Consider the following 22,158-nt stretch of genomic DNA (forward strand, 5'->3'; position numbering starts at 1 on the left):
AACTGAAAGAAAATCATGCCCCTATTCGACTTCACCCTCAGAAATACCACGCAGACCCTTGCTGCTAACAGCCCATGTTGGTATTGGCTGACGGACGGCAGCTACAACATTTGTATCAACGGCAAACGCCTGTTGTCCTACAATCCCGCAATCTCAACCGCAAACGAACGCGCGCAGTGGAAACAGCAGGCGGCGGCAGGCGGTCTGCACGCATACGAACCCGAATATTATGTCGTGCGCCTGTATGAAGACGTGCTGGCTGAAGCCCTGCCGTACACATGGAACAATGTAAGCGAAATGCAGCACCAATGTCTGCTCAATCCCACGGTTTACCGGATGGTTTCGGAAGAATGTGACGACAGGTTATTGTTTCACGAAGATAAAAGCCTTTACGACAAATGCCACCCATATTGCGGCCAATTCGGCAGCGGCTATATGATGCTGCCCGAATTCCGCCTGTGGCGTTATGCCGATGAAATCTATATTTATTGGAACGGCAACGGAAAAAACCCGCACGGAATATCTTGGTTTCAGCACACGGGCGAAGCCGTTTTCGTGATGGATGCCGGCGCATTCTTGCGTGAAGTGGAGGATTTTCACCACCGCCTGATGAACGCGATGGCAGAGCATATTGGCCAGGTTCAAGACTATTGCATCCGCCATCCCGATATACCCGCCGCCGTAATATTCGATTATGCCTTTGTGGCCGCCGACCACGAACGGCGCAGACAGAGTTTGGATAAGGCTTTACGGCGCAAACAGTCCGCCAATCCGGATTTTGAGCGGGATAACCTGAATGCGGGCATCCATCTGCGCCAACTGCTGGCAGAGTATCCGCATGCGGTGGAAATTGTCCGTGTCGTTGATTTTTGATGTGCGGATACGTCCTAGGTTTTATCAAACACAAAAAAGCAGCCTGCACTTTTAAGATGCAGGCTGCTTTTGCATGAACAAACTTTGGTGGGTCGTGAGCGATTCGAACGCTCGACCAACGGATTAAAAGTCCGCTGCTCTACCGACTGAGCTAACGACCCGAAAGCGCGCATTATAGGGCAATGCCAGAATAAATGCAAGCCTTATTTAAAACAAATAGTCGGTCGCGTCGTTCGATTCGCGGGCAGGGCGCTGGCGTTCGCGTCTTGGCGGGGTATTTTCCGGCTTCAAGGGGCGCTCGGCGGCTTGGTTGGTCGGTGCAATCACGCGTTCTTGGCGCGGCTGCGGGGAAAGATTGGTCGGTTTCAGCTCAACTGCCTGTGTTTCCGCCGGTTCGACAGGTTTTTCGGCAGTGGCGGCCGGTTTGCGCGGCGTATGGCGGCGCGGTGTGGTTTCCACGGGCTGCGGTGTTTCGTCCATTGTGGTTTGCGCTTCGGAAGCAGCCTGCACCACCCGTGCGGGCGGCATTTGCGCGGCCGGGGCGGAAGCGCCTTGTTGTGCGGTTTTGCCATTGGGCAGCATCAGTTCGGGGTTGGATGCGGCAGCATTTTGGTCGCGCTGGTAGCTGGCGGCGGTGGTTTCCGGCGTGCTGATGACCTGTTGGTACATCATATACATGAGGCCTGCCACGGCAAATGTGCCCAAGCACAGCAGGGTCATGAGAATGTTGCCGAAGGTGATTTTTCCCAAGGCGGCGGCTTTGAATCGGCGGTTTGCGTTTAACATGAACATTTCGGAATCGGTTTATTGGACGGTGGTTTGCACGGCAGGTTGCACTGGGGCAGGCTGCTGTGCCGGTTGGTAATCTTCAAACAGGGTAACGATTTGCTGCACGCCTGCGGTGGTGCGGACGCGCTCGACCACGGCGGCTTGCTGTTCGGGGGTCAGCATGCCCATCAGGTAGGTGATGTTGTTGAAGGTAACGACTTTGATATGCCCTGCATACACGCCCGGAACGTTAATCACGCGGCTGCGGACTTTGGAAGTAATCCAAGTGTCGCGGTTGATGTCGGATATAGTGCGTTGCACGGGCGATACGGTAATGTAGTTATACACGCGTTCTTGATTGGTTTCGGAGCGCGCGGCCTGTTCGGCAAGGGCTTTGTCGTTTTCGTTGTCGGCCTGGCCCACCAGCAGGATTTTGCGGTTGTAGCTGATGATGGAGAGCGTGGTGTTGGATTGCGGATTGGCTTGTTTAATCGCCGTCATCGCGTTATTTTTCACGCGCAGTTCCATGATTTGGTCGTCGGTTTGCGCGCCTGTGCTGCGGCGGTCAGCGATGGAGCTTGCCCCCACTGCGCCCAGCCCCAAAACACCCAATGCCATACAGCCGTTCAGCGCGGCGGTCGCCATGGATACCAGCAGGATTTTTTTGAAGTGCGTCATGGGAATTGTCTTTCTGTTGGGGGAAAAGCGGCATTTTATCGTGTTTTATGCCAATCCGAAAGCCTTGCGCGCCAAAAGCAGCCTGCACATGGCGGGGAAACAGATTTCCGTGTCAATGTGCAGGCTGCCTTTTTATTCTTCCGAAAGCAGCCTGCACGTTAAATTTCCGTGTGCAGGCTGCTTTCAGCCAATCCGTTTGAACGGCGGCAGCCCTGCCAGCAGCTGCTGCCCGTAGCGTTGCGTCTGAATGCGGTTGTCCAAAATCGTGATGCGGCCGTAATCCTGCTCGGTGCGGATTAAGCGCCCCACCGCCTGCACCAGCTTGATGGCGGCTTCCGGCACGGTAATCTCCATAAACGGATTGCCGCCGCGCTGCTTAATCCAGTTGCTCTGGGTTTTCTCGATGGGGTTGTCGGGCATGGAAAACGGCAGCTTGGCAATGATGACGTGCACGCAGGCATTGCCCGGCAAATCCAAGCCCTCGGCAAAGCTGTCCAGCCCGAAAATAATGCTCGGCCTGCCGGCGGCAATGGCATCGTGGTGCTGCTGCAACAGCCTGCTTTTCGACTGTTCGCCCTGAATCAGCAGCAGCGGCAGATAGGCTGCTGGCAGGCGCAGGGCGACTTCCTGCATTTGTTTGCGCGAACTGAACAGTACCAGCGTGCCAATCGGTTCGCTGTCGCTAATCAGGCGCGGCAGCCATTCGGCGATTTCCGCTGTGTGCGCGGCGCTGTCTTTCGGACTGGCGGACATGGGCGGCAGATAAAGCTCGCCCTGTGCGGTGAAATCGAACGGGCTTTGCAGTGCCAGCGTGCTGGTTTCCGGCAGCCAGTTCAACCCCGTTTGGCGCAACAGCAGGTTGAAATTGCCCAAACTTTGCAAGGTGGCGGAAGTGAGCACCACGCCTGCCGCACGCCGCCAAAAACGGTTGGCAAGCTGCTGCGCGCTGCTGATGGGGCTGGCGTGGAACTGCCAATCGGTTTTGTTGTCGGTCAGGCGGCGGCTGATCCATTTGGCCAGCGGCTCTTCCTGTTCGCTTTGGCGCGTGGTGGACATCAGCTGCCACAAATCGGCAATTTCTTCGCCGCGCCCCACAAACAAGCCGAAATCCGCAGCGGTACGGTCGATTTGCACGCTGTTTTGGTCTTTGTCGCGGCGGGCGGCGGAAAGGGCGTCGCGCAGGCTGTATAAATGCTTCAACAGACTTTGCGCGGAAATGTGGCAGTTGTGCACCAGCGCGGTCAGTTCTTCGGGAATTTCGCCGTTATCCCACAGCCAAACGCTTTCATGGGTACTGTCGGCTTCTTGGAAACTGGGTTCGTCCTGCAAATGGAACTGCCATTCGTTCATGCAGTCGAGCAGGGCGGCAGCGGCTTCGTCGGCTAAGTTGGCCAATTCTGCTTTGTCGCACAACATGGCGATTTTGGCGGTTTGTGCGGGCAGTTTTTCCAGCGTCCACATGGCTTGCAGCCACGAATGTTCCGCCGCCAGCTGGTTCAGGGCTTTTTTGGAAAGGTGGTGCGCTTCGTCAATGCAGTAGAAACTGTGTTCGGGCGGCGGCAGGATGACACCGCCGCCCATGCCGATATCGACCATCAGCAAATCGTGGTTGCACACCACCACGTCCACCGTGTCCAGCGTGTCGCGCGCAAGGAAGAACGGGCATTCGGGGCGGTTCGGGCAGGCGGATTTCAGGCAGCTGTGCGGGTCGTTGGCCACTTTTTTCCACAATGAATCGTCGATTTTTTCTTGCCATGTGTCGCGGTCGCCGTCGAATTGGCGGCGGGAAAAGCGGTCGGCCATCTGGTGCAGCGTGTCGAGTTCTTCTTTTTTCGGTTTGCTGTCCCACAACAGTGCAGGCTGCTCGAAACCCGTCAGGCTTTGCTGCGCGTGGGTTTGCGTGAGTTGGTAGAGTTTGTAGGGGCAAAGGTAGCGGCCGCGCCCTTTGGCAATGGCAAAGCTCAGCTCCAAGCCGCTTTTTTCCACCACGAACGGCAAATCGCGCCCCACCAGCTGCTCTTGCAGGGCAACGGTGGCGCTGGACACAATCAGCCGTTTGCCGCGCGTTTGCGCCATGATGCCGCCGGCCAGCAGGTACGCCAGGCTTTTGCCCACGCCGGTGGGACCTTCAATCACGACAATGCTTTCGCCTTCGCGCTTTGGGGCTTCTTCGCCTTCTTTTTGCGTTTTGGTGCGGGAAAAGGCATTGGCGATGGCGGCAATCATTTCGCGCTGCGCAGTGCGCGGGCGGAAGTTCGGCAGGTTTTCGGAAAGGGCGCGGTAATGGTCGCGGATGGCGTTTTTTTCGAGTTCGGTGAGCATGGCGGATGGGGTGCAGGCTGCTTTTGGGGAGGTTTGTATCTGCAAAAAGCAGCCTGCACGTTGGAAAAGGTAGAAACAGGTGGAATTTTTGCAGGATAAGGGTTGCGTTAATCGATGGCGGTGTATTCGACCGCGAGGATTTCAATCGTTTCCGTGCCTTCGGGCGTGTTCAGGCGGACGATGTCGCCGTCGCACGCTTTGATGAGGGCGCGTGCCAGCGGCGATTTCCACGAAATTTTGCCTTTTGCCGAATCGATTTCGTCTTCGCCGACAATGCGGACGACCTGTTCGCTGCCGTCGCCGCGTTCCAATGTGACCGTGGCGGCGAAGAAGACTTGGTCGGTGGCTTCGCGCGTTTCGGGATCGACCACGCAGGCGTTGGCCAGCCGCTGGGTCAGGAAGCGGATACGGCGGTCGATTTCGCGCATGCGGCGTTTGCCGTACAGATAATCGCCGTTTTCGCTGCGGTCGCCGTTGCCGGCGGCCCAGTTCACCACTTGCACGATTTCGGGGCGTTCTTTGTGGACGAGTTGGTAGAGTTCGTCTTGCAGGCGGCGGTGGCCGGCGGGGGTAAGGTAATTTTTCGGTGTGTCGGTCATGATGTGCCGTGAAATGTTTGAAAATATAGTGGATTAAAATAAAAATGAGACAAGGCGGCGAGCCGCAAGGCGTACAAGTCAACGCCGTATCATTGCGATTTTAATTCACTATACAAAATGGATGAAGTGCAGGCTGCTTTTCCTGCCGACTGAAAAGCAGCCTGCACTTTATGGTGCGGGGCTATGCCGCGGTTTTTTCGCGGTGCAGCGTGCGGCAGACGGAGAGCAGGGCGGTGAGCATGCTTTCGCCCAGCCGCAGCGAGCGCTGCCCGTTCCAGCCGAAATCGTCGTCGGGCAGGTTGTCGTTGTCTTTGAACGGCATTTCCAGTGTGTAGGCCAGGCAGCGGAAGGTGTTGCCGACATAGTTGGTGGCCAGCGACAAATCGGCCTGGCCGGGCGCGTCTTTCACATAACCGTGCGTGTCTTGGAAATCGGGCGATGCAGCCTGCAATGCGGCTTTGAACTGTGTTTCAAGCTGTGCGGTGCGTTCGCTGTAATGCGGCACGCCTTCGGTGCCGGCCACGAAAATATAGGGGATGGATTCGTCGCCGTGGATGTCGAGGAAGATGTCCACGCCGGTTTCGTGCATTTTTTCGCGCACGAAATAGACTTCGGGGCTGTGTTCTGGCGTGGGCGAGAGCCATTCGCGGTTCAGGTTCGCGCCGGCGGCATTGGTGCGCAGGTTGCCCAAAAACGCGCCGTCCGGATTCATGTTGGGCACGAGGTAAAACGTGGCTTTGTCCAGCAGGCTGCGCGCGGTCGGGTCTTGATAATCCAGCAGGCGCGACAAAAAGCCTTCCATAAACCATTCGGCCATGGTTTCGCCGGGGTGCTGGCGGGCGATGACCCAGATTTTTAAATCGCTGTCCACTTGGTTGCCGATGGTGAGCAGGTTGATGTCGCGCCCCTGCACGGTGCTGCCCAAATCGTCGATTTGGCACAGGCCGCTGCCTTGCGCTTCGCCCAGCAGGTTCAGGTGCTGTTCGTGCGAATAAGGCTCGAAATACGCGTAATAAATGCTGTTCGACAACGGCGTGTGTGTGATGACGAGTTCGCCGTTTTCATAATGCGTGGGCACGCGGAACCAGTTTTGGCGGTCGTATGAGGCGACGGCCTGATAGTTGTCCCAGCCTTCGGGATAGGCGGATTCGTGCGCGTCTTCAATGTGCATGCGGCAGGGCGTGTAGGCTGCACCTTGCAGGCGGAAGTAAAACCATTGTTTGAAATGCGAGGCGTTGTCGGGGTGCAGCGCCAGGCGGATGTGTTCGGGATTAGCCAAATCGCGCACGATAATCGAGCCGGCATCAAATTGGGTGGAGATTTTCATGATTCTGTGTCTCTGTTGGCGGAAATACGCGTGCGTATTATAAGCGAATTGGGCGGGTTTGGGTGCAGGCTGCTTTTGGGTGCGGGGCGGCACGGCAGCCTGCAATGCGTCATTCATAAATAAAAATAATTTGCGTTTTTTTACAGAGTAAAGGATAATTTAACCAATTATTCATTATGGATTTTGGACGTATTTATGTGGGTTGCATTGTTTATCACATTGCGCGAAGGCATTGAGGCGGCGCTGATTGTCGGCATCGTGGCCGGATTTTTGCGCCAATCGGGTTATTCTCATTTAATGCCGAAAGTGTGGCTGGGCGTGATTTTGGCCGCGCTGCTGTGCGTTGGCGCGGGTTATGCCATTCACCGCACCACCGGCGAAATTCCGCAGAAGCAGCAGGAATTCGTGGTCGGCGCATTGGGCTTGGTGGCCGTGGGCATGCTGACCTACATGATTTTATGGATGCAGAAAGCCGCCAAATCCATCAAAAGCAGCCTGCAACAGTCGGTGCAAAGCGCGCTGAACAAAGGCGGAGGGCAAGGCTGGGCGCTGGTGCTGATGGCGTTTCTGGCCGTTATCCGCGAAGGCTTGGAAACCGTGTTTTTCCTGATTGCCGTGTTCGAGCAAAGCCCGAATCCGCGCATGCCCATCGGTGCGGTGGCGGGTTTGGTGTTGGCCGTTATCATCGGTTTTTTGGTGTACCAAGGCGGCGTCCGTATCAATTTGGGGCGGTTTTTCCGCATCACCGGCATTTTCCTGATTTTTGTTGCCGCCGGTTTGTTTGCCGGAGCGTTCCGCGCATTGCACGAGGCAGGGGTTTGGAATTTGTGGCAGGTCAATCCGCTGGACTGGCAGTCTTCCATGCCGCTGGACTGGTCGGGCACGCTGCATGAAGACAGCCCTTTGGGCGTGCTGCTCGGCGGCTTCTTCGGCTACACAGACCACCCTGTCCTGTCGGATTTCATCCTGTATTTTGCCTATTTAATCCCCGTTTTGTTTTTATTCTTGCGCCAAGGCGGTAACAAGGCGCAAGCTTCCCGTTAATCATTCGATACAAAGGAAATCATTTCATGAAAACCATTGCATTAAGCACTATCGCCCTTTCAACATTGTTGGCGCTGACCGCCTGCCAGCCGCCCGCCGCAGACAAACCGGCCGCGCCTGAAGCATCGGCTTCCGGTGCGGCATCGGGTGCCGCCGCAGCATCGGGCGCGGCGGCAGGCGGAGCCGTGCAAATCGCCGTGAACGACAAAGCCTGCGAACCGATGGAACTGACCGTGCCGAGCGGACAAGTGGAATTCCAAATCCAAAACAACAGCACGCGCAAACTGGAATGGGAGATTTTGGACGGCGTGATGGTGGTGGACGAACGTGAAAACATCGCCCCCGGCCTGCGCGACAAAATGACGGTAACGCTGCTGCCGGGCGAATATGCCATGACCTGCGGCCTTTTGAACAACCCACACGGCAAACTGACCGTGACCGACAGCGGCTTTAAATCCGCAGGCGGCGAGGCGGATATGCTGAAACTGGCCGAGCCTTTGGCGGCATACAAAAAATACGTTCAGGCGGAAGCTGCGGAACTGGTTCGCAAAACCAACGAATTTGTGGCGGCAGTGAAAGCGGGTAAACAAGACGAGGCCAAAGCCATGTTCGCCGACGTGCGTTCGCATTACGAACGTATCGAGCCGATTGCCGAATTGTTTAACGAACTCGACCCGGCCATCGATGCGCGCGAAGACGATTTCAAAAACGGCCCGAAAGACGAACTGTTCACCGGCTTCCACCGCTTGGAATACGCGCTGTGGGTTGAAAAATCGGTGGACAATGTGGGTGCCGTTGCCGACCGTTTGAAAGCCGACGTGGAAAAACTGAAAGCGGAAATCGACGTGCTGAACTTCCCACCCAGCAAAGTGGTGGGCGGCGCGGCCGTGCTGGTTGAAGAAGTGGCCGGCAGCAAAATCAGCGGCGAGGAAGACCGCTACAGCCACACCGATTTGAGCGATTTCCAAGCGAATATGGACGGCGCACAGAAGATTGTCGATTTGTTCCGTCCGCTGATTGCCGAGAAAAACAAGGCGCTGCTGGACAAAATCGACACCAATATGAAGCAGGTGCATGAAGTGCTGGCGAAATACCGCGACGGCAAAGGCTTCCAAACCTACGACAAGCTGAGCGAAACCGACCGCAAAGCCTTGCAGGCGCCGATTAACGCGCTGGCGGAAGATTTGGCGAAACTGCGCGGCACATTGGGCTTGAACTGACGGTGAAAGCAGCCTGCACTCGGACGACACGGGTTTTCCGGAGTGCAGGCTGCTTTTCCTATTGCCCCGCCTGCACGGGACAACCCCATATCCAAATAAGGAGAACACAATGAGCCATTCCCACGAATCCATCAACACATCCCGCCGCCGCTTCATGCAGGCTGCCTCGTTATCAGGTGCGGCTGTTGCCGTCGGTGCGCTGACGGCTTGCGGTAAAACCGGGTTGCCCGACCAAAAGCAGCCTGCATCTGCCGATAGCGGCGCTTGCGGCGAAGGGCACAGCAGCAAAAGTTATCCGTGCTACGGTACCCATCAGGCTGGTATTGTCGAGCCGCACCAAAGCTTCGGCATCACCTGTGCTTTCGATTTGACCGCGCGCGACCGCTCGCAACTGGGCAACTATTTCCGCATATTGACCGAGCGCATCGAATTTCTCACGCAGGGCGGCGAACTGAAAGACGGCGACCGCAGCCTGCCGCCCGCCGGCAGCGGTATTTTGGGCAAAACCGTGCCGCCCGACGGGCTTACCGTTACCGTGTCCGTGGGCAGCAGCCTGTTCGACCAACGCTTCGGACTGGCAGCGCAGAAACCCAAACATTTGCAGGAAATGCGCGATTTCCCCAACGACAAATTGCAGGCTGCATGGTGTGACGGCGACGTCAGCATCCAATTTTGCGCCTTTTCGCCCGAAACCTGCCAAAACGCCCTGCGCGACATCATCAAGCACACCAGCGCATTTGCTGTGCCGCGCTGGAGCATTGACGGCTTTCTGCCCAAAACCGAACCCAATACCGCCGCGCGCAACCTGTTCGGCTTCCGCGACGGCACCGGCAATCCCGACGTTTCCGACCCCAAAATCGCCGACCAAGTTTTGTGGACGGGCGTGGCCGAAAACAGCCGCGACGAACCCGCGTGGACCAAAAACGGCAGCTACCAAGCCATCCGCCTGATTCGCCATTTTGTCGAATTTTGGGACAGGACGCCCCTGCAAGAACAGGAAGCCATCTTCGGGCGCGACAAATATTCCGGCGCGCCGCTGGGCATGAAGAACGAACATGACCAGCCCGATTACGCCAAAGACCCAGACGGCAAAGCCGTGCCCAAAGACAGCCACATGCGGCTGGCGAACCCGCGCGACGGCGAATTCATGAAAAAACACCTGCTGTACCGCCGCCCTTTCGATTATTCGCGGGGACTGGCCAAAAACGGGCAGTTGGACGTGGGGCTGGTGTTTATCTGCTATCAGGCCAATTTGACCGACGGCTTCATCTTCGTGCAAAACCTGCTGAATCTGGAACCGCTGGAAGAATACATCAGCCCCTTCGGCGGCGGTTATTTCTTCACGCTGCCGGGTGTGCAGAAAGGCGGTTTTCTGGCACAGGAGCTGCTGAATATCGCATAGCGTGAATAAAACATGGCCAAAAAGCAGCCTGCACTTGGTTTTTCAATGTGCAGGCTGCTTTTCTATTGGTTTATTGGATTGATTTAAAGAAGGTAATTTAAAATGAAGCGGCATGGTGGGCTGTCGTTTTTCACTCACTGATTGATGAAGTGTGTCCGAATACGGGGATATAATGGAAGGTAGGAAGGAACATAAAGGTATTCTTTTTTGTCTTAATCAAAAAGGCATGGGACTCAATATCAATTGCCACACAATATTGATTGGTATTTGAAGAATGGATATTTAAGAAAACTTGATTGGGAGATTTTGAATGACTAGATCTGAATTAATAGAGAAATTGAATCTTCTACAAATACCACAAAATTGTTACTCTTTTGATAATATTAAAATGGGAGAATGTTTTTCTGTGGTAAAGGAAAATGGAAGATGGGTAATTTATTATGCAGAACGTAATATTCCGGAAAAAATGAATAGTTTTGATTTGGAAACTGACGCTTATGATTATCTATTTAAAACCATATGTCATGGATACGATATTTCATCAAATCGGACAATACTTCAAAGGGTTGGCCGATAACAATGGCGACGGCCGAATGATTTGTTTTTGATGGATGGAACTAAATGTTCCAAAATTGGCCTTATCAATCCAGATAAAGGAATTTTTAAATGATAGACAATGCCTATTTTTGCCATTTGTTTCAAAGGGCATTATTGTTCAATATTCCAAAGGTTGTAGATTTAATTTCTTTTAAAATTGGCGAGAATAATTTAATTAAAATATTTATTTTTTCCAAAAGAAAGTTAAACGAGGAAGAGCAGGGTTATATTTTCAGTGCAATTTCAGAATTAGAAGGCGATTTTACTGAGGAAATCATCTTGGATTTAGGGTTTGTTGTGGTAGAAACAATACCGAGTGATTTGGCGCCATACGGGAGTGTTGTATTCGCTTTTGTTGAATAAATGGTGTTCGCACAATCGTTAATGTTGATAACGTATCCTATAGCTGAAAGCAGCCTGCACATACTCTTATAAGGTGCAGGCTGCTTTGAATGTGATAGAAGCCTATTCTTCTTTTATCGGGTTGGTATCGCATTTTGTGCATTCAGTGTGGGACATAACGGACTTACTTTTGCGCAGGTAACGTAGTAGTGGGCTCGGAAGTTTTGGCGCATCATGCCGTTGCTTCGGCTGTGGACGGATGCAGGGCCTGGTAACACGGTTGCAGCAAATCCGCCAGCATCACCAGCTGCTGCCACAATACTTGGCTTTGCGTATCGCAGTCTGCTTTTTGGCGCAGGTTTTCCAAGCGGCTTTGCAAATCTTTCCATTCGCGTTCGAATTCTTCTTCCTGCCACGAGGCGACGTGCTGCAATATCCGTGCAGCCTGCTCTGCGGCGGGGTAAAACTGCGCCAGAAATTCTTGCGCCTGCGGCGTGTCCTGTTGGATTTTGTTGCGGTATGCGCCCAGAGCGGAAATGTAGCTGATGATGGAATAGTTGATTTTCAGCAGCTGGAAGCCGTCGGCCAGGCGGCTGCCGTGTTTTTCCGGCTCGCCCGACATATCGGACAAGGTGCTGGACAGGGCGGCGGCTTTGTCGTGGCTGACGCGGCGCGCAACGCGGTATTGCACGTTGTCGCTGATGCCGTCGTGCAGTTCGTGCAGCACGGCGGTCAGGTAGCCCGCGTTACTGCTGATGGCGGCAGCTGCGGTTTTGTCCAGCGACAGGTATTTCCAGTCCGGCCACAGGAAATACACGGCGCAGCCTGCAATCAGGCAGCCGGAAAGCGTATCCAGCACGCGCGGAATGAAAAATCCGGTCACGTCCATACCCATGATGGAAAAGCCCATAATGGCCTGAATGGTAATGAAAAAAGTGGAAAAACTGTGTTTGTTGGTGCGGAACAGGAAAAACAGGGTAACGCTGACGGCGGCAATGGCCAGTTTGGTTTCCAGATTCAGGTTGAAGGTGGGCAGGGCGGAGCCGACCAGCACGCCGGCCACAGTGCCCAAAATGCGCTGAATCAGGCGTTTTTTGGTAGCGGAATAGTTGGGCTGGCAAACGAAGACGGCGGTGAGCAAAATCCAGTAGCCCAAGCTTAAATCGTTGTCCTGAATGTGTTCTTTGGCGATGAGCTCAATCAGCAGGCAGCAGCTGGAGGCAATCAGCGCCATGCGCACGGCGTGGCGGAACACGGGGGAGTGCAGGCTGCTTTGGCTTTTCATGCTGCGCCATGCGCCTTTGAAGCCGCCGCTTTCTGCCGACTGGATGCGCGTGTTGTCGTTGTTTTCCAAATTTTCCAGCGTGGGGTTGCCCAAGTGCGCAAGCTGCATGCTGACGTGGGTAATGTTGTCCAGCAGGCGCTGGATGCGGTAGGGCGCGATGCTGTGCTCGCTGCTGTGTTGCGCGTAATAGGCGAGCGATTGGTCGGCGGCTTGGGTGGCGCGTTCCAGCTTGGGCGGGATTCGGTATTCGGTATTTTTGCGCAGGCATTCTGCAAATTCGCGGCAGGCGCGGGCTTGCAGACGCAGCAGGCGGCGCAGGCGGAAAATCAGGTCGCTGTGCTTCATCTGCTCGGCAAAGGCTTGGTAATGCACGTGGCTGGAACTGATGCGTTCGTGAATGTCTTGTGCGGTGAAATAATAACGCAGCATTTTGGCGGTGCGCGGATGACGGTGCTGGCCGCGCATCCGGTAAAACAGGGCGCTACGGGTGTGGTTGAATGCTTCGATGACGCGTGTGTTGCTCATGGCCAGCGCGATTTGCCGCTCTTCCAGATGTTCGACTTCGTCGGGGTCGAAAAATTCGGCTTTGGCTTCCAGATAGGCGGCCAGCGCGGTGTAGGAATTGGCCATGCTGTCTTGCACGGGGCGGTGCGGAAAGAGGATGTGGGTGAGCAGTGCGGCGCCGCTATACAACAGCGTGCCGCACAGAATCAGCAGGCTGTTCATATACAGCGGCGCCTTCGGGTCGTGCGTGAGCGTGGTATAGACGGCAACGGCGAGTGTGCCGAAGGCGATGGTGCGAAAGCGCGTTCCGGCGGCGCCCAAAAAGGTAAACACGAAGGCGAGCAGCGTGAAGGTGAGCGTTATCCCGATCGGGTGCTGGAAGGTGAGCTGGACCGACAGCGAGGAGATGGTGAAGGCGATAATGGTGAAGCAGAGGTTTTTGAGTTTGCCGGTCAGCCCGTTGTCCAAATCCACCAGGCCGCCGGCGATAATGCCCAGAAATAGCGGCGAAAAATACGTGCTCCAGTGGTAGGCATACACAATGATGCAGGCAATGCTGCTGCTGAGCAAAACGGGAAGGCTGTTGATGAATTTGGTGTTAATCGGCGGCGTTTTCATGGTGCAGGCTGCTTTTGGTGTGTCAGGCAAAGGTGTTTTTCAATTCGCGCAGGGCAACGAACACGGCTTCATCGCTCGTCAATGCGCGGCCGCACAGGGCTTCGGCGCGTTGGCGGACTTGGGGCAGGTGTGCGCGCAAAAACGGGTTGATGCGTTTTTCGTGTGCCAAAGAAACGGGCAGGGTGGGGGTGCAGGCTGCTTTTTCGGCTGCGGCGGCAATATCGGGATTGTCCGGCTCAATGTATTGCGCGAAATGCAGGTTGGCGGCAGTGTATTCGTGCGCCGGATAAAGCAGCGTGTCGTCCGCCAGCGTTTGGATGCGCTGAAAACTTTGAAACAGCCATTCGGCGCGGCTGTGCGGGAAAATGCGGCCGCAGCCTGCGGAAAACAGCGTGTCGCCGCAAAAGAAATGGCTGCGGCGGCCGTCGTGCAGCAGATAGCAGAGGTGTTCGGCCGTGTGCCCCGCCGTGTGCCAGGCTTCGGCGCGGAAGCCCTGCCAATCCATCGGGCTGCCGTCTTGTACGATCTCATTGGCAAGGGCGATGTTGTCCGCACCAAACACGCGGCAGTCCGGATAATGCCGTTGGAGTTCGGCAATGCCGCCGATGTGGTCACCGTGCTGGTGGGTTACCCAAATCTGCGTGGGCGAAAGGTGGTGCGCGCGCAGATAGTCCAGCACGGGTTCTGCTTCGCCCGGGTCGATGAGCAATGCGTGTCGGCCGTGCCGCACCAGCCAGACGTAATTGTCGCTCAGCGCGGGGATGGCGGTGATATCCAGCGTGTTCATACGGACTCCATCAGCCAATATTGCAGCGCCAGCAGGGTTTTGGCATCGCAAATGTCGCCCGATTGGATGGCTTGGCGGACTTGGTCGCGCGTCCAAAGTTCGGTTTCGACAAATTCGTCTTGGTCGGGGTGCAGGCTGCTTGTGGGCGTGATGTTCACGGCGCGGTACAGGTGGAGGATTTCATCGCAGAAGCCGGGCGCTGAATAAAACGCGAAGATTTTTTCCATGCATTCGGCGGTGTAAGGCGTTTCTTCGCCCAGTTCGCGCAGGGCGCATTGCGCAGGGTCTTCGCCCGCGTCCAGTTTGCCGGCGGGGATTTCCAGCAGCGCGCGTCCTGCGGCGTGGCGCCATTGGCGTACCAGCACGACTTTGTCGTCGTCGGTCACGGCCAAAATGCAGGCTGCACCGGGGTGGCGCACTACGATGCGCGCGTGTTCGTTGCCGTTGGGCAGGCGGATTTGGTCGCGGTCGATGCGCAGGAAGCTGTTGTGTTCGATGGGGGTGGTGCTGATGAGGGTTTCGGTCAATTCCATAGTGTTTTCTCAGATGGGTTATTCGGTTTCGGTGCAGACGGCTTCGGGCGGCACGCGGTCAATCCGCCAGTATTGCGCCGCCCATGCCAGTAAGTCGCGCGGTTTGTCCACGTCGGGCGCATCGGGCAGCCCCAGATAATGCAGCACTTGGCGCAGCAGGGCTTCGCGGCGGTGCATATCCAGCGGTTCGGCACGGGTCTGCTTGCTCCATTTCTGCCCGTGGCGGTTGGTGAGCAGGGGCAGGTGGGCATAATGCGGCGTGGGCAGGTGCAGGCTGCTTTGCAGGTAAATTTGGCGCGGCGTGGAAACCAGTAAATCCTGCCCGCGCACGATGTGGGTGATGCCTTGTTCGCCGTCGTCCACCACCACGGCAAGCTGGTAGGCCCAAAAGCCATCGGCGCGCAATAGCACGAAATCGCCGATGTCCTGCGCCAGATTCTGCCCGTAAGTGCCCACAATCCGGTCGTGGAAGGCAACGGTTTCATCGGGCACGCGCATCCGCCATGCGGCGCGGTCGGCAAACGGCGAAAGTGCAGGCTGCTTTTTGCGGGCGCATGTTCCGTCGTACACAAACCCGTCTGCGCCTAAACGTGCGGCGGCGTGCCAATCTTTGCGGCTGCAAGTGCAGGGATAGGCCAATCCGCGCGCCACCAAGTCGTCCAATGCGGCGCGATACAGCGCGTGGCGGCGGCTTTGGTACACCACTTCGCCGTCCCATTCGAAACCGAACTGCTCCAATGTGTTCAGGATGTGGCCGGCCGCCCCGGGCATTTCGCGCGGCGGGTCGAGGTCTTCCATGCGCACCAGCCATCGGCCGCCGTGGGCGCGCGCATCGGCATACGAAGCGGCGGCGGTGAGCAGGGAGCCGATGTGCAGCAGGCCGGTGGGGCTGGGGGCGAAACGTCCGACATAATTCATGGCAAATCCGGGGCAATGGTGGGGATTTGGGCGGTAAATTGGCTGCCGCGGTGCAGGCTGCTTTCAATGTGCAGGCTGGCCTGATGGTTGGCCAATGCGTGTTTGGCGATGGCCAGCCCCAACCCTGTGCCGCCGTTTTCGCGGCTGCGGCCAGCATCGACACGGTAAAAGCGGTCGGTCAGATACGGCAGGTGTTCGGTGGCAATGCCTTTGCCTTCGTCACGCACGCTGAATTCGGCCAGCGGCATTTTGTAGGGGTTCGGATTGTCCACCTGCCGCAGGGTGATGTGGACGGCGCACGGCTCGGGATTGTGGCGCACCGCGTTAAACGCCAGATTGGACAATGCCTGATACAGCTCGCTTTCGCGCCCCGCCACCCAAATATCGGGCGCGATATCCGCCGCCACCGTGTGCCGTCCGGCGGACAAGTGCCGCGTGTCCTGCACGATTTGTTCGGCCATGCGGCTCAAGTTGCAGGCTGCTTTCGGCGCGTTTTGCTGCTGCGGGTCTTCCAATGTGGTCAGCGTCATCAAATCGTCCACTAAATGGCGCATCCGCGCGCAGTCGTGCTGCATTAGGCGGACGAACTGCTGCTGTTGTTCGGGCGGCAAGTTCGGGTGTTCGGCCAGCGTTTCCAGAAAGCCGTGAATCACGGTCAGCGGCGTGCGCAGTTCGTGCGATACATTGGCGACAAAAGCCGTGCGCGAGGCTTGTAGTTGCTCGGCGCGGCTGATGTCTTCGCTGATGATGAGTTCGGTGTTGCGCGTGAAGCCGATGCGGATGAGGCGCAGGTGGCGCAGCAGGCCGTTGTCCTGCCGCAGCGAAAAGCGCATTTCCTGCGGCGAACCGTCGGAAGCAGCCTGCAAAAAGGCGCGGCAGTCGGGGTGTTGGATGTGTTTGTGCAGTGGGCTGCCCAGCACGTGTTCGGGCGAAAAGGAAAAGTGTTGCGCCGCCAAATGGTTGAACCAGTCGATTTTCCCGTTTTTGTTTAACAGGACGATGCCTTCGGGCATGGATTCTGCGGCGGACTGAAAACGCTGCACGGTGCGGTGCAGGCGGCGGCGTTTGCGGTGGTGCAGGCGTTCGCGCTGGATAATGCGGTAAAACAGCCGCCCCCACAAATCATACGGCGGCGGTGCAGGCTGCTCTTGGTCGATGTTGCGTTCCAGCGTCCTGCCGAACTGCGCCATGCGGTAAAAATGGCACAGCAGCCACACAGTGCAGCCCAGCGCCCAAGCATACAACGCGCCCTGCGTGCCGCCCCAGGCGTATGCCGCGCAGCAAAACAGGATGTGGAGCAGGCCGAAGAGCGAAATGTGCAGGAACAGCGGCGACATGGCAACCTCGGTTACGGTGCGGGCGCGGAGAAACGGTAGCCGCTGCCGCGCACGGTTTGGATGTAGTCGGAAAGCCCTGCGGATTCCAGCAGGCGGCGCAAACGCCCGATTTGCGTGTCCACCGTGCGCTCTTCAACGCACGCATCTTCTCCCCACACATGGTCGAGCAGCTGGCGGCGGCTGAATACGCGTTCGGGGTGCGTCATCAAAAAGTGCAGCAATTTAAATTCGCTGCTACTGCATTCGATATTCGCCCCGTCCGCCGTGACGCGCTGGGTTTCCGGATTCAGTTGCAGCCTGCCGGCCGAACGCCACGCATTGCCCGACGGCGCACGCCGCAACCGCGCATGAATACGCGCCACCAGTTCACGCGGCGAAAAAGGCTTGGTCAGGTAATCGTCCGCGCCCTGTGCAAAGCCCAGTTCTTTGTCCGCATCTTCGCTGCGTGCGGTGAGCAGGATAATCGGCAGGGCGGCAGTGGCGGTTTGGCGGCGCAGTTCGGCAATCCACGACACGCCGTCGCAATCGGGCAGCATCCAGTCCAGCACCATCAAATCGGGCAGGCGGGCGCGCAGGATGTCGGAAGCAGCCTGCACGTTTTGCGCGCAGCACACGTCAAAGCCGGCTTCTTGCAGGTTGAATGCAATCAGCGTTTGAATCGGCAGTTCGTCTTCCACCACCAAAATCCGTGCTTTATCCATAAACCGGCGGTTCTCCTTCCGGCCGCGTTTTGAAGCGCTTGTGCAGCCAATAATATTGTGCAGGCTGCTCGCGGACGCGTTCGGCAATAAAATCGTTCATGCGCTGGGTATCGGCTGCCGCATCATCGCTGGGGAAATGTTGCCATTCGGGATAAAACCGCAGCACCACGCTGCCGTCTTTCTGGCGCGTGGGAATGGCGGGGATGACTTTGGCGCCCGTCATTTTGGCAATGCGCGACAAGCCCGTAATCGTGGCTGCCGGCACGCCCATAAAGTCGGCGAAAATCGAATCTTTCGCGCCGAAATCTTGGTCGGGCAGATACAGGAACGGGGCGGGCTGATGGCGGATTTGTTTGATAATCGCCCGCAAACCTTCGGTGCGCATCACCAGGAACACGTTGTTGTAACGATGCCGCCCGTGCAGCACCTGCGCGTCCAATGCCGCATTTTTCTGCCGCGAATACACGCTGATGAGCGGCACGTCCTGATTGAGCGCATACACCGCCGCTTCAAATGCGGTGAAATGCGGATACAGCAGAATGACTTTGTCGCCGCGGGCCAACGCATCGTCCAAAATATGCTTGTCCTGATAGCGGACGCGGCGGTGCAGGCTGCTTGCGCTGCCATACCAATAATGGCCGTATTCCAGCACCAGCAGGCACATGTGGTAGAAATGTTCGTGCAGGATGCGGCGCCGTTGTGCTTCCGTCAGCTCCGGAAAGCACAGTTGCAGGTTGCGCAGGCCGATTTTGCGGCGCGGCGCCACCAGCCAATAGCACAACCAGCCGAGTATGCGCGCCAAAAAGCGGATAACGCCGTGCGGCAGGCAGGCCAATAGGCGGAGAATCAAAAAAGCGAATTTCATCATAAGGTTATTGGCAGGAAAGATGGGGTGCCAACTGGTCGAAACTTTGGTTGAGGGCGATGCAGGCTGCTTGGTCGGGCTGCTGGCGCAGGGCTTCCAGACGCGCGTCCTGATTTTGACGGCGCAGCTCTTCGGCATCTTCGCCTTGCTGCGCGAAGCAGGCATCCACGCGGCGGTAATACCGTTCGCATTCGGCCGGCAGCGGCGGCAGTTTGGCGATTTCGGACGCGCTCAAAGGCGTATCCAGCGGCATGGGCACGGTGTGCGTGTGCGGGAATGCATTGCCGGGTGCGGGCAGCGGGTCGGGCGATGCGGCTTCGGACGCGCTGGTGTGCAGAATATCGGCCTGGCTGGCGGCATTGAGCACTTCGGCGGCAATGCGGTTGGCGGCGGCGCTGGCGGCAGGTGTGGAAGCCTGCGCCGGTTGGGAGGCCCGGTCAGAATCGGAAGAGGGCGAACAAGCCGCCAGAAGCAGGACAAAGCAGCCTGCACTTACCCGGCGGCAGAGATGGTAAATATCGTTCATGGTCAATGTCAGAACAGTTGGCGGACGGCGGCTTCAATATCGGGCGCGCGCATAAACGTCTCGCCAATCAAAAAGCTGTTCACACCGTGCTGCTGCATGAAGCGGATGTCGTCTTTGCCGGTAATGCCGCTTTCGGTAATCACCAGCGCATCGTCCGACAAATACGGCAGCAGGCGGATGGTTTGCTGCAAATCCACTTCGAACGTGCGCAAGTTGCGGTTGTTCACGCCGCGCAAAGGCGTGGCGAGCGGCGCGCAGCGTTCGGCTTCGGCTTCATCGTGCAGTTCCAGCAGAACCGCCATGCCCAAATCGTGCGCCACCTGTTCCAAATGGCGCAATTCTGCATCGTCCAGCGCGGCGGCAATCAGCAAAATCGCATCCGCACCCCAGGCGCGCGCCTGATAGATTTGGTATTCGTCCAGCATGAAATCTTTGCGCAACACGGGCAGCGACACGGCTTCCCGCGCTTGGCGCAGATAATCGGGCGAGCCTTGGAAATAAGGTTCGTCCGTCAGCACGGACAGGCAGGCCGCACCGGCGTTTTCATAGGCAACAGCATGGGCGGCGGGCTGGAAATCTGCGCGAATCAGGCCTTTGGAAGGGCTGGCTTTTTTGATTTCGGCAATGATGGCCGGCTGGTTTTGCACATGCTTGCGGCGCAGCGCGGCAACGAAATCGCGCACGGCAGGGGCTTGTCGCGCCAGCTTCTGCATGTGCGCCAAATCCACGGCGGCTTTTTGCGCGGCGATTTCTTCGCGCTTGGTGGCAAGGATTTTCCGGAGGATGTCGGTCATGGCGGGCTTTCTAAATGTGCAGGCTGCTTTTTGAATTCACGAAAGCAGCCTGCACCCAATAAAAACAACAAATTACTCGATACTGAAACCTTTCAGATACTGTACGCGCTCGCGTGTCAGGCGTGTGTCGCACTGCATCCGCAGATATTGGCTTTCCACCGCAGAATTACCTTTGGCGGCCGCGTTGCCGCACGATGTGGCTTTGCGGCGTTCCCAGTCGCGCTGCTCGTCCACCAAGTCTTGCTGGATGGTCGGGTCGATGTTGCGCCATGCGCTGCGGATTGAATCGTTCGCCTGATTGTGCGCGTCAATCGCAGCGTTCAAATCTTGGCGGCTGATGCGCGATTTACTGTTGCTGTTGTCGGGCGGTGTGAGTTTTTGCGGCGCGGCAGGCGGTGTGTCGCTGTCGCTGCTGTTTTCGTCTGTGTTTTCGCTGATGGTGGGCACTTCGACCGGCTCTGCCTTTGTCGCAGGTTCGGACGCGGCCTCGGGTTTGGGCGGATTCAGCACCAGTTTCAGTGCTTGGTCGCGCGACAAGGTTTTGCCGTCAATCTCCAATTTGCCTTTCACGAAAGCCGGCAGCAGCACGTCAGTCAGAATCTGCGCCACTTGGGACAAGGTTTGGCTGTTGCCGCTGATATTGTCGCCGTTGGCCGTGAAGTTGAACGGTATGGTCAGCGTTTCGCCGTTAAACTGGATATTGCTGCCGACCAGTTTTTGGGCAATGCTGTCGGCCGGTTTGCCGCTTTGCAGCAGCGGTGCGTAATGTTCGGCCTGCTCCAGCAGGGTTTTGGGGATGCTGATGCTGATTTTGGCTTGGCAGCCGGAAGATGTTGCGCCCGATTCGGTCAGGCTGATGCCGATTTGTTTGTCCAAATCCGCCAGTTTCTGCGCGTCGATGTATTCGCCGTTGCCGCTTCTCAAGGCTTGTTGCTGTGCCGTGGCAAGCGCTTGTTTGAATTGGGTTTGTATGGCGGTGGTGTAGGCCGGGTTTTGGCACGCAGCGGCATTGGCTGCGGAAGCGGCAGAGGCGGCTGCGTTGTCGTTTTTGTCGGAATGCGAGCAGGCGGCCAGCGCGAAGCTGCTGATAACGGCCAAAGAAACAAGAGTTTTTTTCATATTTAAGGTGTTTTGGGAACAGTCAAAGAGTGCTTATCATAGCAAAAACTCGGGCGCGGGTATAGCCGAATTTCTGCGCCGGCGTTATCGCCAAGACGAGAAAAACACCATGAGCAGCGGCGAGGCGATATTGGTGATGAAGCCGAAGCTGATGGCAATCGGGACGATGCGTATACCGCCCGAATGTTGGAGCACGGGCAGGGTGAAATCCATGCTGGTTGCCCCGCCCGCACCCACGGCGGCACTGGGCGAGCGGCGCATGAGCAGCGGAATGGTTACGAGGGCGAAAAATTCGCGGCACAAATCGTTCAGCAGGGCGATACTGCCCCAAGTGGCGCCATAGGCCTGCGTCATGACGATGCCGGAGAGCGAATACCAGCCGTAGCCCGATGCCATGGCCATGCCTTGCATTAAGGAAACGTCAGGCAGCAGCAGGGCGAAAAAGCAGCCTGCACACAGACAGGACAGGATGAACAGGACGGCAATCTGGATGCCGCGCGGATTGAGCAGGATTTGGCGCAGGGTAATGCCGTTGCTGCGCACTTGCAGACCCACCACCAGCATGAGCAGCATCAGCACGTATGTGCTCCATTGCGTGGGCGGCAAATAATGTTTGGGCAGCGCAATGCCGTATGCAATGCCCGCCGCCACAATCAGCAACTGCTTGAAGCTGCCGCTTGTGCCCGAAGTGGTGCAGGCTGCTTTTGGCAGTGCCAACGGAAAAGGCAGCCTGCGGTCGAACAGCATCAATACTGCAAGGTTGCAGGCCATGGTCAGCGCGAACAGCAGCAGGCTGTAGAACAGGATATCGTCCAGTTGCCCAACCAGGTTGTCCACTTGCGACAGCCCAATGCCGATGAGCCACAAAATGGCATACACCAAGCCGTCCAGCGCCTTATCCAGCAGGCGCAGGGCGGTTTTGGGCAGGCGTATGGCAAAGCCCAGCAGCATGGGCGATAAAATCATGGCGACGGAGAGCAGGTTTTCCATAGTCAATGC

Annotated in this window: 22 protein-coding genes and 1 tRNA gene; 6 read left to right on the forward strand and 17 right to left on the reverse strand. The window is 56.9% G+C overall.

Going from position 1 to position 22,158, the window contains the following annotated elements:
* Positions 1–15: 15 nt before the first annotated feature.
* The gene (locus tag HMPREF9098_RS01325; RefSeq protein WP_003781213.1) at positions 16–873 is read left to right on the forward strand and encodes a DUF5984 family protein; all 858 of its coding nucleotides are present in this window, start codon (positions 16–18) and stop codon (positions 871–873) included.
* 85 nt (positions 874–958) lie between these two features.
* Here HMPREF9098_RS01325 and HMPREF9098_RS01330 read toward each other — a convergent pair.
* The 6 genes from HMPREF9098_RS01330 to HMPREF9098_RS01360 form a co-directional block, all read right to left on the reverse strand.
* Positions 959–1,034, reverse strand: a tRNA-Lys gene (locus HMPREF9098_RS01330).
* A gap of 46 nt (positions 1,035–1,080) precedes the next feature.
* Positions 1,081–1,659, reverse strand: coding sequence for a hypothetical protein (locus tag HMPREF9098_RS01335; protein ID WP_147285362.1), 579 nt, complete (start codon positions 1,657–1,659; stop codon positions 1,081–1,083).
* Positions 1,660–1,677: 18 nt separating this feature from the next.
* Positions 1,678–2,319 carry a BON domain-containing protein gene (locus HMPREF9098_RS01340; protein WP_003781217.1) on the reverse strand — a complete coding sequence of 214 codons (642 nt, stop codon included), beginning with the start codon at positions 2,317–2,319 and terminating at the stop codon, positions 1,678–1,680.
* A 183-nt stretch (positions 2,320–2,502) separates the two neighbouring features.
* Positions 2,503–4,641 carry an ATP-dependent DNA helicase DinG gene (dinG, locus tag HMPREF9098_RS01350; RefSeq protein WP_040564154.1) on the reverse strand — a complete coding sequence of 713 codons (2,139 nt, stop codon included), beginning with the start codon at positions 4,639–4,641 and terminating at the stop codon, positions 2,503–2,505.
* 107 nt (positions 4,642–4,748) lie between these two features.
* Positions 4,749–5,240, reverse strand: a complete 492-nt coding sequence (gene greB, locus HMPREF9098_RS01355) for a transcription elongation factor GreB (RefSeq protein ID WP_003781223.1) — start codon at positions 5,238–5,240, stop codon at positions 4,749–4,751.
* Between the two features lie 181 nt (positions 5,241–5,421).
* Positions 5,422–6,570: a M14 family metallopeptidase gene (locus HMPREF9098_RS01360; protein ID WP_050781261.1), complete on the reverse strand. Its 1,149-nt coding sequence runs from the start codon at positions 6,568–6,570 to the stop codon at positions 5,422–5,424.
* A 192-nt stretch (positions 6,571–6,762) separates the two neighbouring features.
* Here HMPREF9098_RS01360 and efeU point away from each other — a divergent pair, with 192 nt between their 5' ends.
* The 5 genes from efeU (at position 6,763) to HMPREF9098_RS01380 (ending at position 11,193) form a co-directional block, all read left to right on the forward strand.
* Positions 6,763–7,611, forward strand: a complete 849-nt coding sequence (efeU, locus tag HMPREF9098_RS01365; protein ID WP_003781228.1) for an iron uptake transporter permease EfeU — start codon at positions 6,763–6,765, stop codon at positions 7,609–7,611.
* A 26-nt stretch (positions 7,612–7,637) separates the two neighbouring features.
* A complete protein-coding gene (gene efeO, locus HMPREF9098_RS01370) occupies positions 7,638–8,831 on the forward strand; it encodes an iron uptake system protein EfeO (protein ID WP_003781229.1) in 1,194 nt (397 codons plus the stop codon).
* A 109-nt stretch (positions 8,832–8,940) separates the two neighbouring features.
* Positions 8,941–10,233 carry an iron uptake transporter deferrochelatase/peroxidase subunit gene (gene efeB, locus HMPREF9098_RS01375; protein ID WP_003781230.1) on the forward strand — a complete coding sequence of 431 codons (1,293 nt, stop codon included), beginning with the start codon at positions 8,941–8,943 and terminating at the stop codon, positions 10,231–10,233.
* Positions 10,234–10,543: 310 nt separating this feature from the next.
* A complete protein-coding gene (locus HMPREF9098_RS11605) occupies positions 10,544–10,810 on the forward strand; it encodes a hypothetical protein (protein ID WP_147285407.1) in 267 nt (88 codons plus the stop codon).
* Positions 10,811–10,899: 89 nt separating this feature from the next.
* On the forward strand, positions 10,900–11,193 hold the full coding sequence (locus HMPREF9098_RS01380) for a hypothetical protein (protein WP_003781232.1): 294 nt from the start codon (positions 10,900–10,902) through the stop codon (positions 11,191–11,193).
* A 211-nt stretch (positions 11,194–11,404) separates the two neighbouring features.
* Here the strand turns inward: HMPREF9098_RS01380 and yccS are convergent, their stop codons facing one another.
* The 11 genes from yccS to HMPREF9098_RS01435 all read right to left on the reverse strand — a co-directional run bounded on the left by yccS (position 11,405) and on the right by HMPREF9098_RS01435 (position 22,149).
* A complete protein-coding gene (gene yccS, locus HMPREF9098_RS01385; RefSeq protein ID WP_040564155.1) occupies positions 11,405–13,579 on the reverse strand; it encodes a YccS family putative transporter in 2,175 nt (724 codons plus the stop codon).
* Between the two features lie 22 nt (positions 13,580–13,601).
* Positions 13,602–14,366 (reverse strand): hydroxyacylglutathione hydrolase, encoded by a 765-nt coding sequence (gene gloB / locus HMPREF9098_RS01390; RefSeq protein ID WP_003781234.1) that lies wholly within the window; start codon positions 14,364–14,366, stop codon positions 13,602–13,604.
* Entirely contained in the window at positions 14,363–14,899 is a 537-nt protein-coding gene (locus HMPREF9098_RS01395) for an NUDIX hydrolase (RefSeq protein ID WP_003781236.1), read from the reverse strand. The genes gloB and HMPREF9098_RS01395 overlap by 4 nt, the downstream gene beginning before the upstream one ends.
* Before the next feature lie 18 nt (positions 14,900–14,917).
* Positions 14,918–15,817, reverse strand: coding sequence for a tRNA glutamyl-Q(34) synthetase GluQRS (gene gluQRS / locus HMPREF9098_RS01400; protein WP_003781238.1), 900 nt, complete (start codon positions 15,815–15,817; stop codon positions 14,918–14,920).
* Positions 15,814–17,154, reverse strand: coding sequence for a phosphate regulon sensor histidine kinase PhoR (gene phoR, locus HMPREF9098_RS01405; protein ID WP_003781240.1), 1,341 nt, complete (start codon positions 17,152–17,154; stop codon positions 15,814–15,816). Before phoR ends, gluQRS begins: the two co-directional genes overlap by 4 nt.
* 11 nt (positions 17,155–17,165) lie before the next feature.
* Positions 17,166–17,855, reverse strand: a complete 690-nt coding sequence (locus HMPREF9098_RS01410) for a winged helix-turn-helix domain-containing protein (protein WP_003781242.1) — start codon at positions 17,853–17,855, stop codon at positions 17,166–17,168.
* Positions 17,848–18,720, reverse strand: coding sequence for a lipid A biosynthesis lauroyl acyltransferase (locus HMPREF9098_RS01415; RefSeq protein WP_172460041.1), 873 nt, complete (start codon positions 18,718–18,720; stop codon positions 17,848–17,850). Before HMPREF9098_RS01415 ends, HMPREF9098_RS01410 begins: the two co-directional genes overlap by 8 nt.
* A gap of 7 nt (positions 18,721–18,727) precedes the next feature.
* Complete coding sequence (locus tag HMPREF9098_RS01420; protein ID WP_003781245.1) at positions 18,728–19,246, reverse strand: hypothetical protein; 519 nt, start codon at positions 19,244–19,246, stop codon at positions 18,728–18,730.
* Between the two features lie 8 nt (positions 19,247–19,254).
* Positions 19,255–20,040 carry an indole-3-glycerol phosphate synthase TrpC gene (trpC, locus tag HMPREF9098_RS01425; RefSeq protein ID WP_003781247.1) on the reverse strand — a complete coding sequence of 262 codons (786 nt, stop codon included), beginning with the start codon at positions 20,038–20,040 and terminating at the stop codon, positions 19,255–19,257.
* A gap of 72 nt (positions 20,041–20,112) precedes the next feature.
* Complete coding sequence (locus tag HMPREF9098_RS01430) at positions 20,113–21,159, reverse strand: lysozyme inhibitor LprI family protein (RefSeq protein WP_003781250.1); 1,047 nt, start codon at positions 21,157–21,159, stop codon at positions 20,113–20,115.
* An 84-nt stretch (positions 21,160–21,243) separates the two neighbouring features.
* Positions 21,244–22,149 carry a LysO family transporter gene (locus HMPREF9098_RS01435; protein ID WP_003781252.1) on the reverse strand — a complete coding sequence of 302 codons (906 nt, stop codon included), beginning with the start codon at positions 22,147–22,149 and terminating at the stop codon, positions 21,244–21,246.
* Positions 22,150–22,158 lie beyond the last annotated feature (9 nt).

Source organism: Kingella denitrificans ATCC 33394, from assembly GCF_000190695.1.
GTDB classification, from domain to species: domain Bacteria; phylum Pseudomonadota; class Gammaproteobacteria; order Burkholderiales; family Neisseriaceae; genus Kingella_A; species Kingella_A denitrificans.

Coding starts and splice junctions, on each gene's coding strand:
- HMPREF9098_RS01325 (WP_003781213.1), top strand. CDS start 16: ATGCCCCTATTCGACTTCACCCTCAGAAATACCACGCAGACCCTTGCT.
- HMPREF9098_RS01335 (WP_147285362.1), bottom strand. CDS start 1,659: ATGTTAAACGCAAACCGCCGATTCAAAGCCGCCGCCTTGGGAAAAATC.
- HMPREF9098_RS01340 (WP_003781217.1), bottom strand. CDS start 2,319: ATGACGCACTTCAAAAAAATCCTGCTGGTATCCATGGCGACCGCCGCG.
- dinG (WP_040564154.1), bottom strand. CDS start 4,641: ATGCTCACCGAACTCGAAAAAAACGCCATCCGCGACCATTACCGCGCC.
- greB (WP_003781223.1), bottom strand. CDS start 5,240: ATGACCGACACACCGAAAAATTACCTTACCCCCGCCGGCCACCGCCGC.
- efeU (WP_003781228.1), top strand. CDS start 6,763: ATGTGGGTTGCATTGTTTATCACATTGCGCGAAGGCATTGAGGCGGCG.
- efeO (WP_003781229.1), top strand. CDS start 7,638: ATGAAAACCATTGCATTAAGCACTATCGCCCTTTCAACATTGTTGGCG.
- efeB (WP_003781230.1), top strand. CDS start 8,941: ATGAGCCATTCCCACGAATCCATCAACACATCCCGCCGCCGCTTCATG.
- HMPREF9098_RS11605 (WP_147285407.1), top strand. CDS start 10,544: ATGACTAGATCTGAATTAATAGAGAAATTGAATCTTCTACAAATACCA.
- HMPREF9098_RS01380 (WP_003781232.1), top strand. CDS start 10,900: ATGATAGACAATGCCTATTTTTGCCATTTGTTTCAAAGGGCATTATTG.
- yccS (WP_040564155.1), bottom strand. CDS start 13,579: ATGAAAACGCCGCCGATTAACACCAAATTCATCAACAGCCTTCCCGTT.
- gloB (WP_003781234.1), bottom strand. CDS start 14,366: ATGAACACGCTGGATATCACCGCCATCCCCGCGCTGAGCGACAATTAC.
- HMPREF9098_RS01395 (WP_003781236.1), bottom strand. CDS start 14,899: ATGGAATTGACCGAAACCCTCATCAGCACCACCCCCATCGAACACAAC.
- gluQRS (WP_003781238.1), bottom strand. CDS start 15,817: ATGAATTATGTCGGACGTTTCGCCCCCAGCCCCACCGGCCTGCTGCAC.
- phoR (WP_003781240.1), bottom strand. CDS start 17,154: ATGTCGCCGCTGTTCCTGCACATTTCGCTCTTCGGCCTGCTCCACATC.
- HMPREF9098_RS01410 (WP_003781242.1), bottom strand. CDS start 17,855: ATGGATAAAGCACGGATTTTGGTGGTGGAAGACGAACTGCCGATTCAA.
- HMPREF9098_RS01415 (WP_172460041.1), bottom strand. CDS start 18,720: ATGAAATTCGCTTTTTTGATTCTCCGCCTATTGGCCTGCCTGCCGCAC.
- HMPREF9098_RS01420 (WP_003781245.1), bottom strand. CDS start 19,246: ATGAACGATATTTACCATCTCTGCCGCCGGGTAAGTGCAGGCTGCTTT.
- trpC (WP_003781247.1), bottom strand. CDS start 20,040: ATGACCGACATCCTCCGGAAAATCCTTGCCACCAAGCGCGAAGAAATC.
- HMPREF9098_RS01430 (WP_003781250.1), bottom strand. CDS start 21,159: ATGAAAAAAACTCTTGTTTCTTTGGCCGTTATCAGCAGCTTCGCGCTG.
- HMPREF9098_RS01435 (WP_003781252.1), bottom strand. CDS start 22,149: ATGGAAAACCTGCTCTCCGTCGCCATGATTTTATCGCCCATGCTGCTG.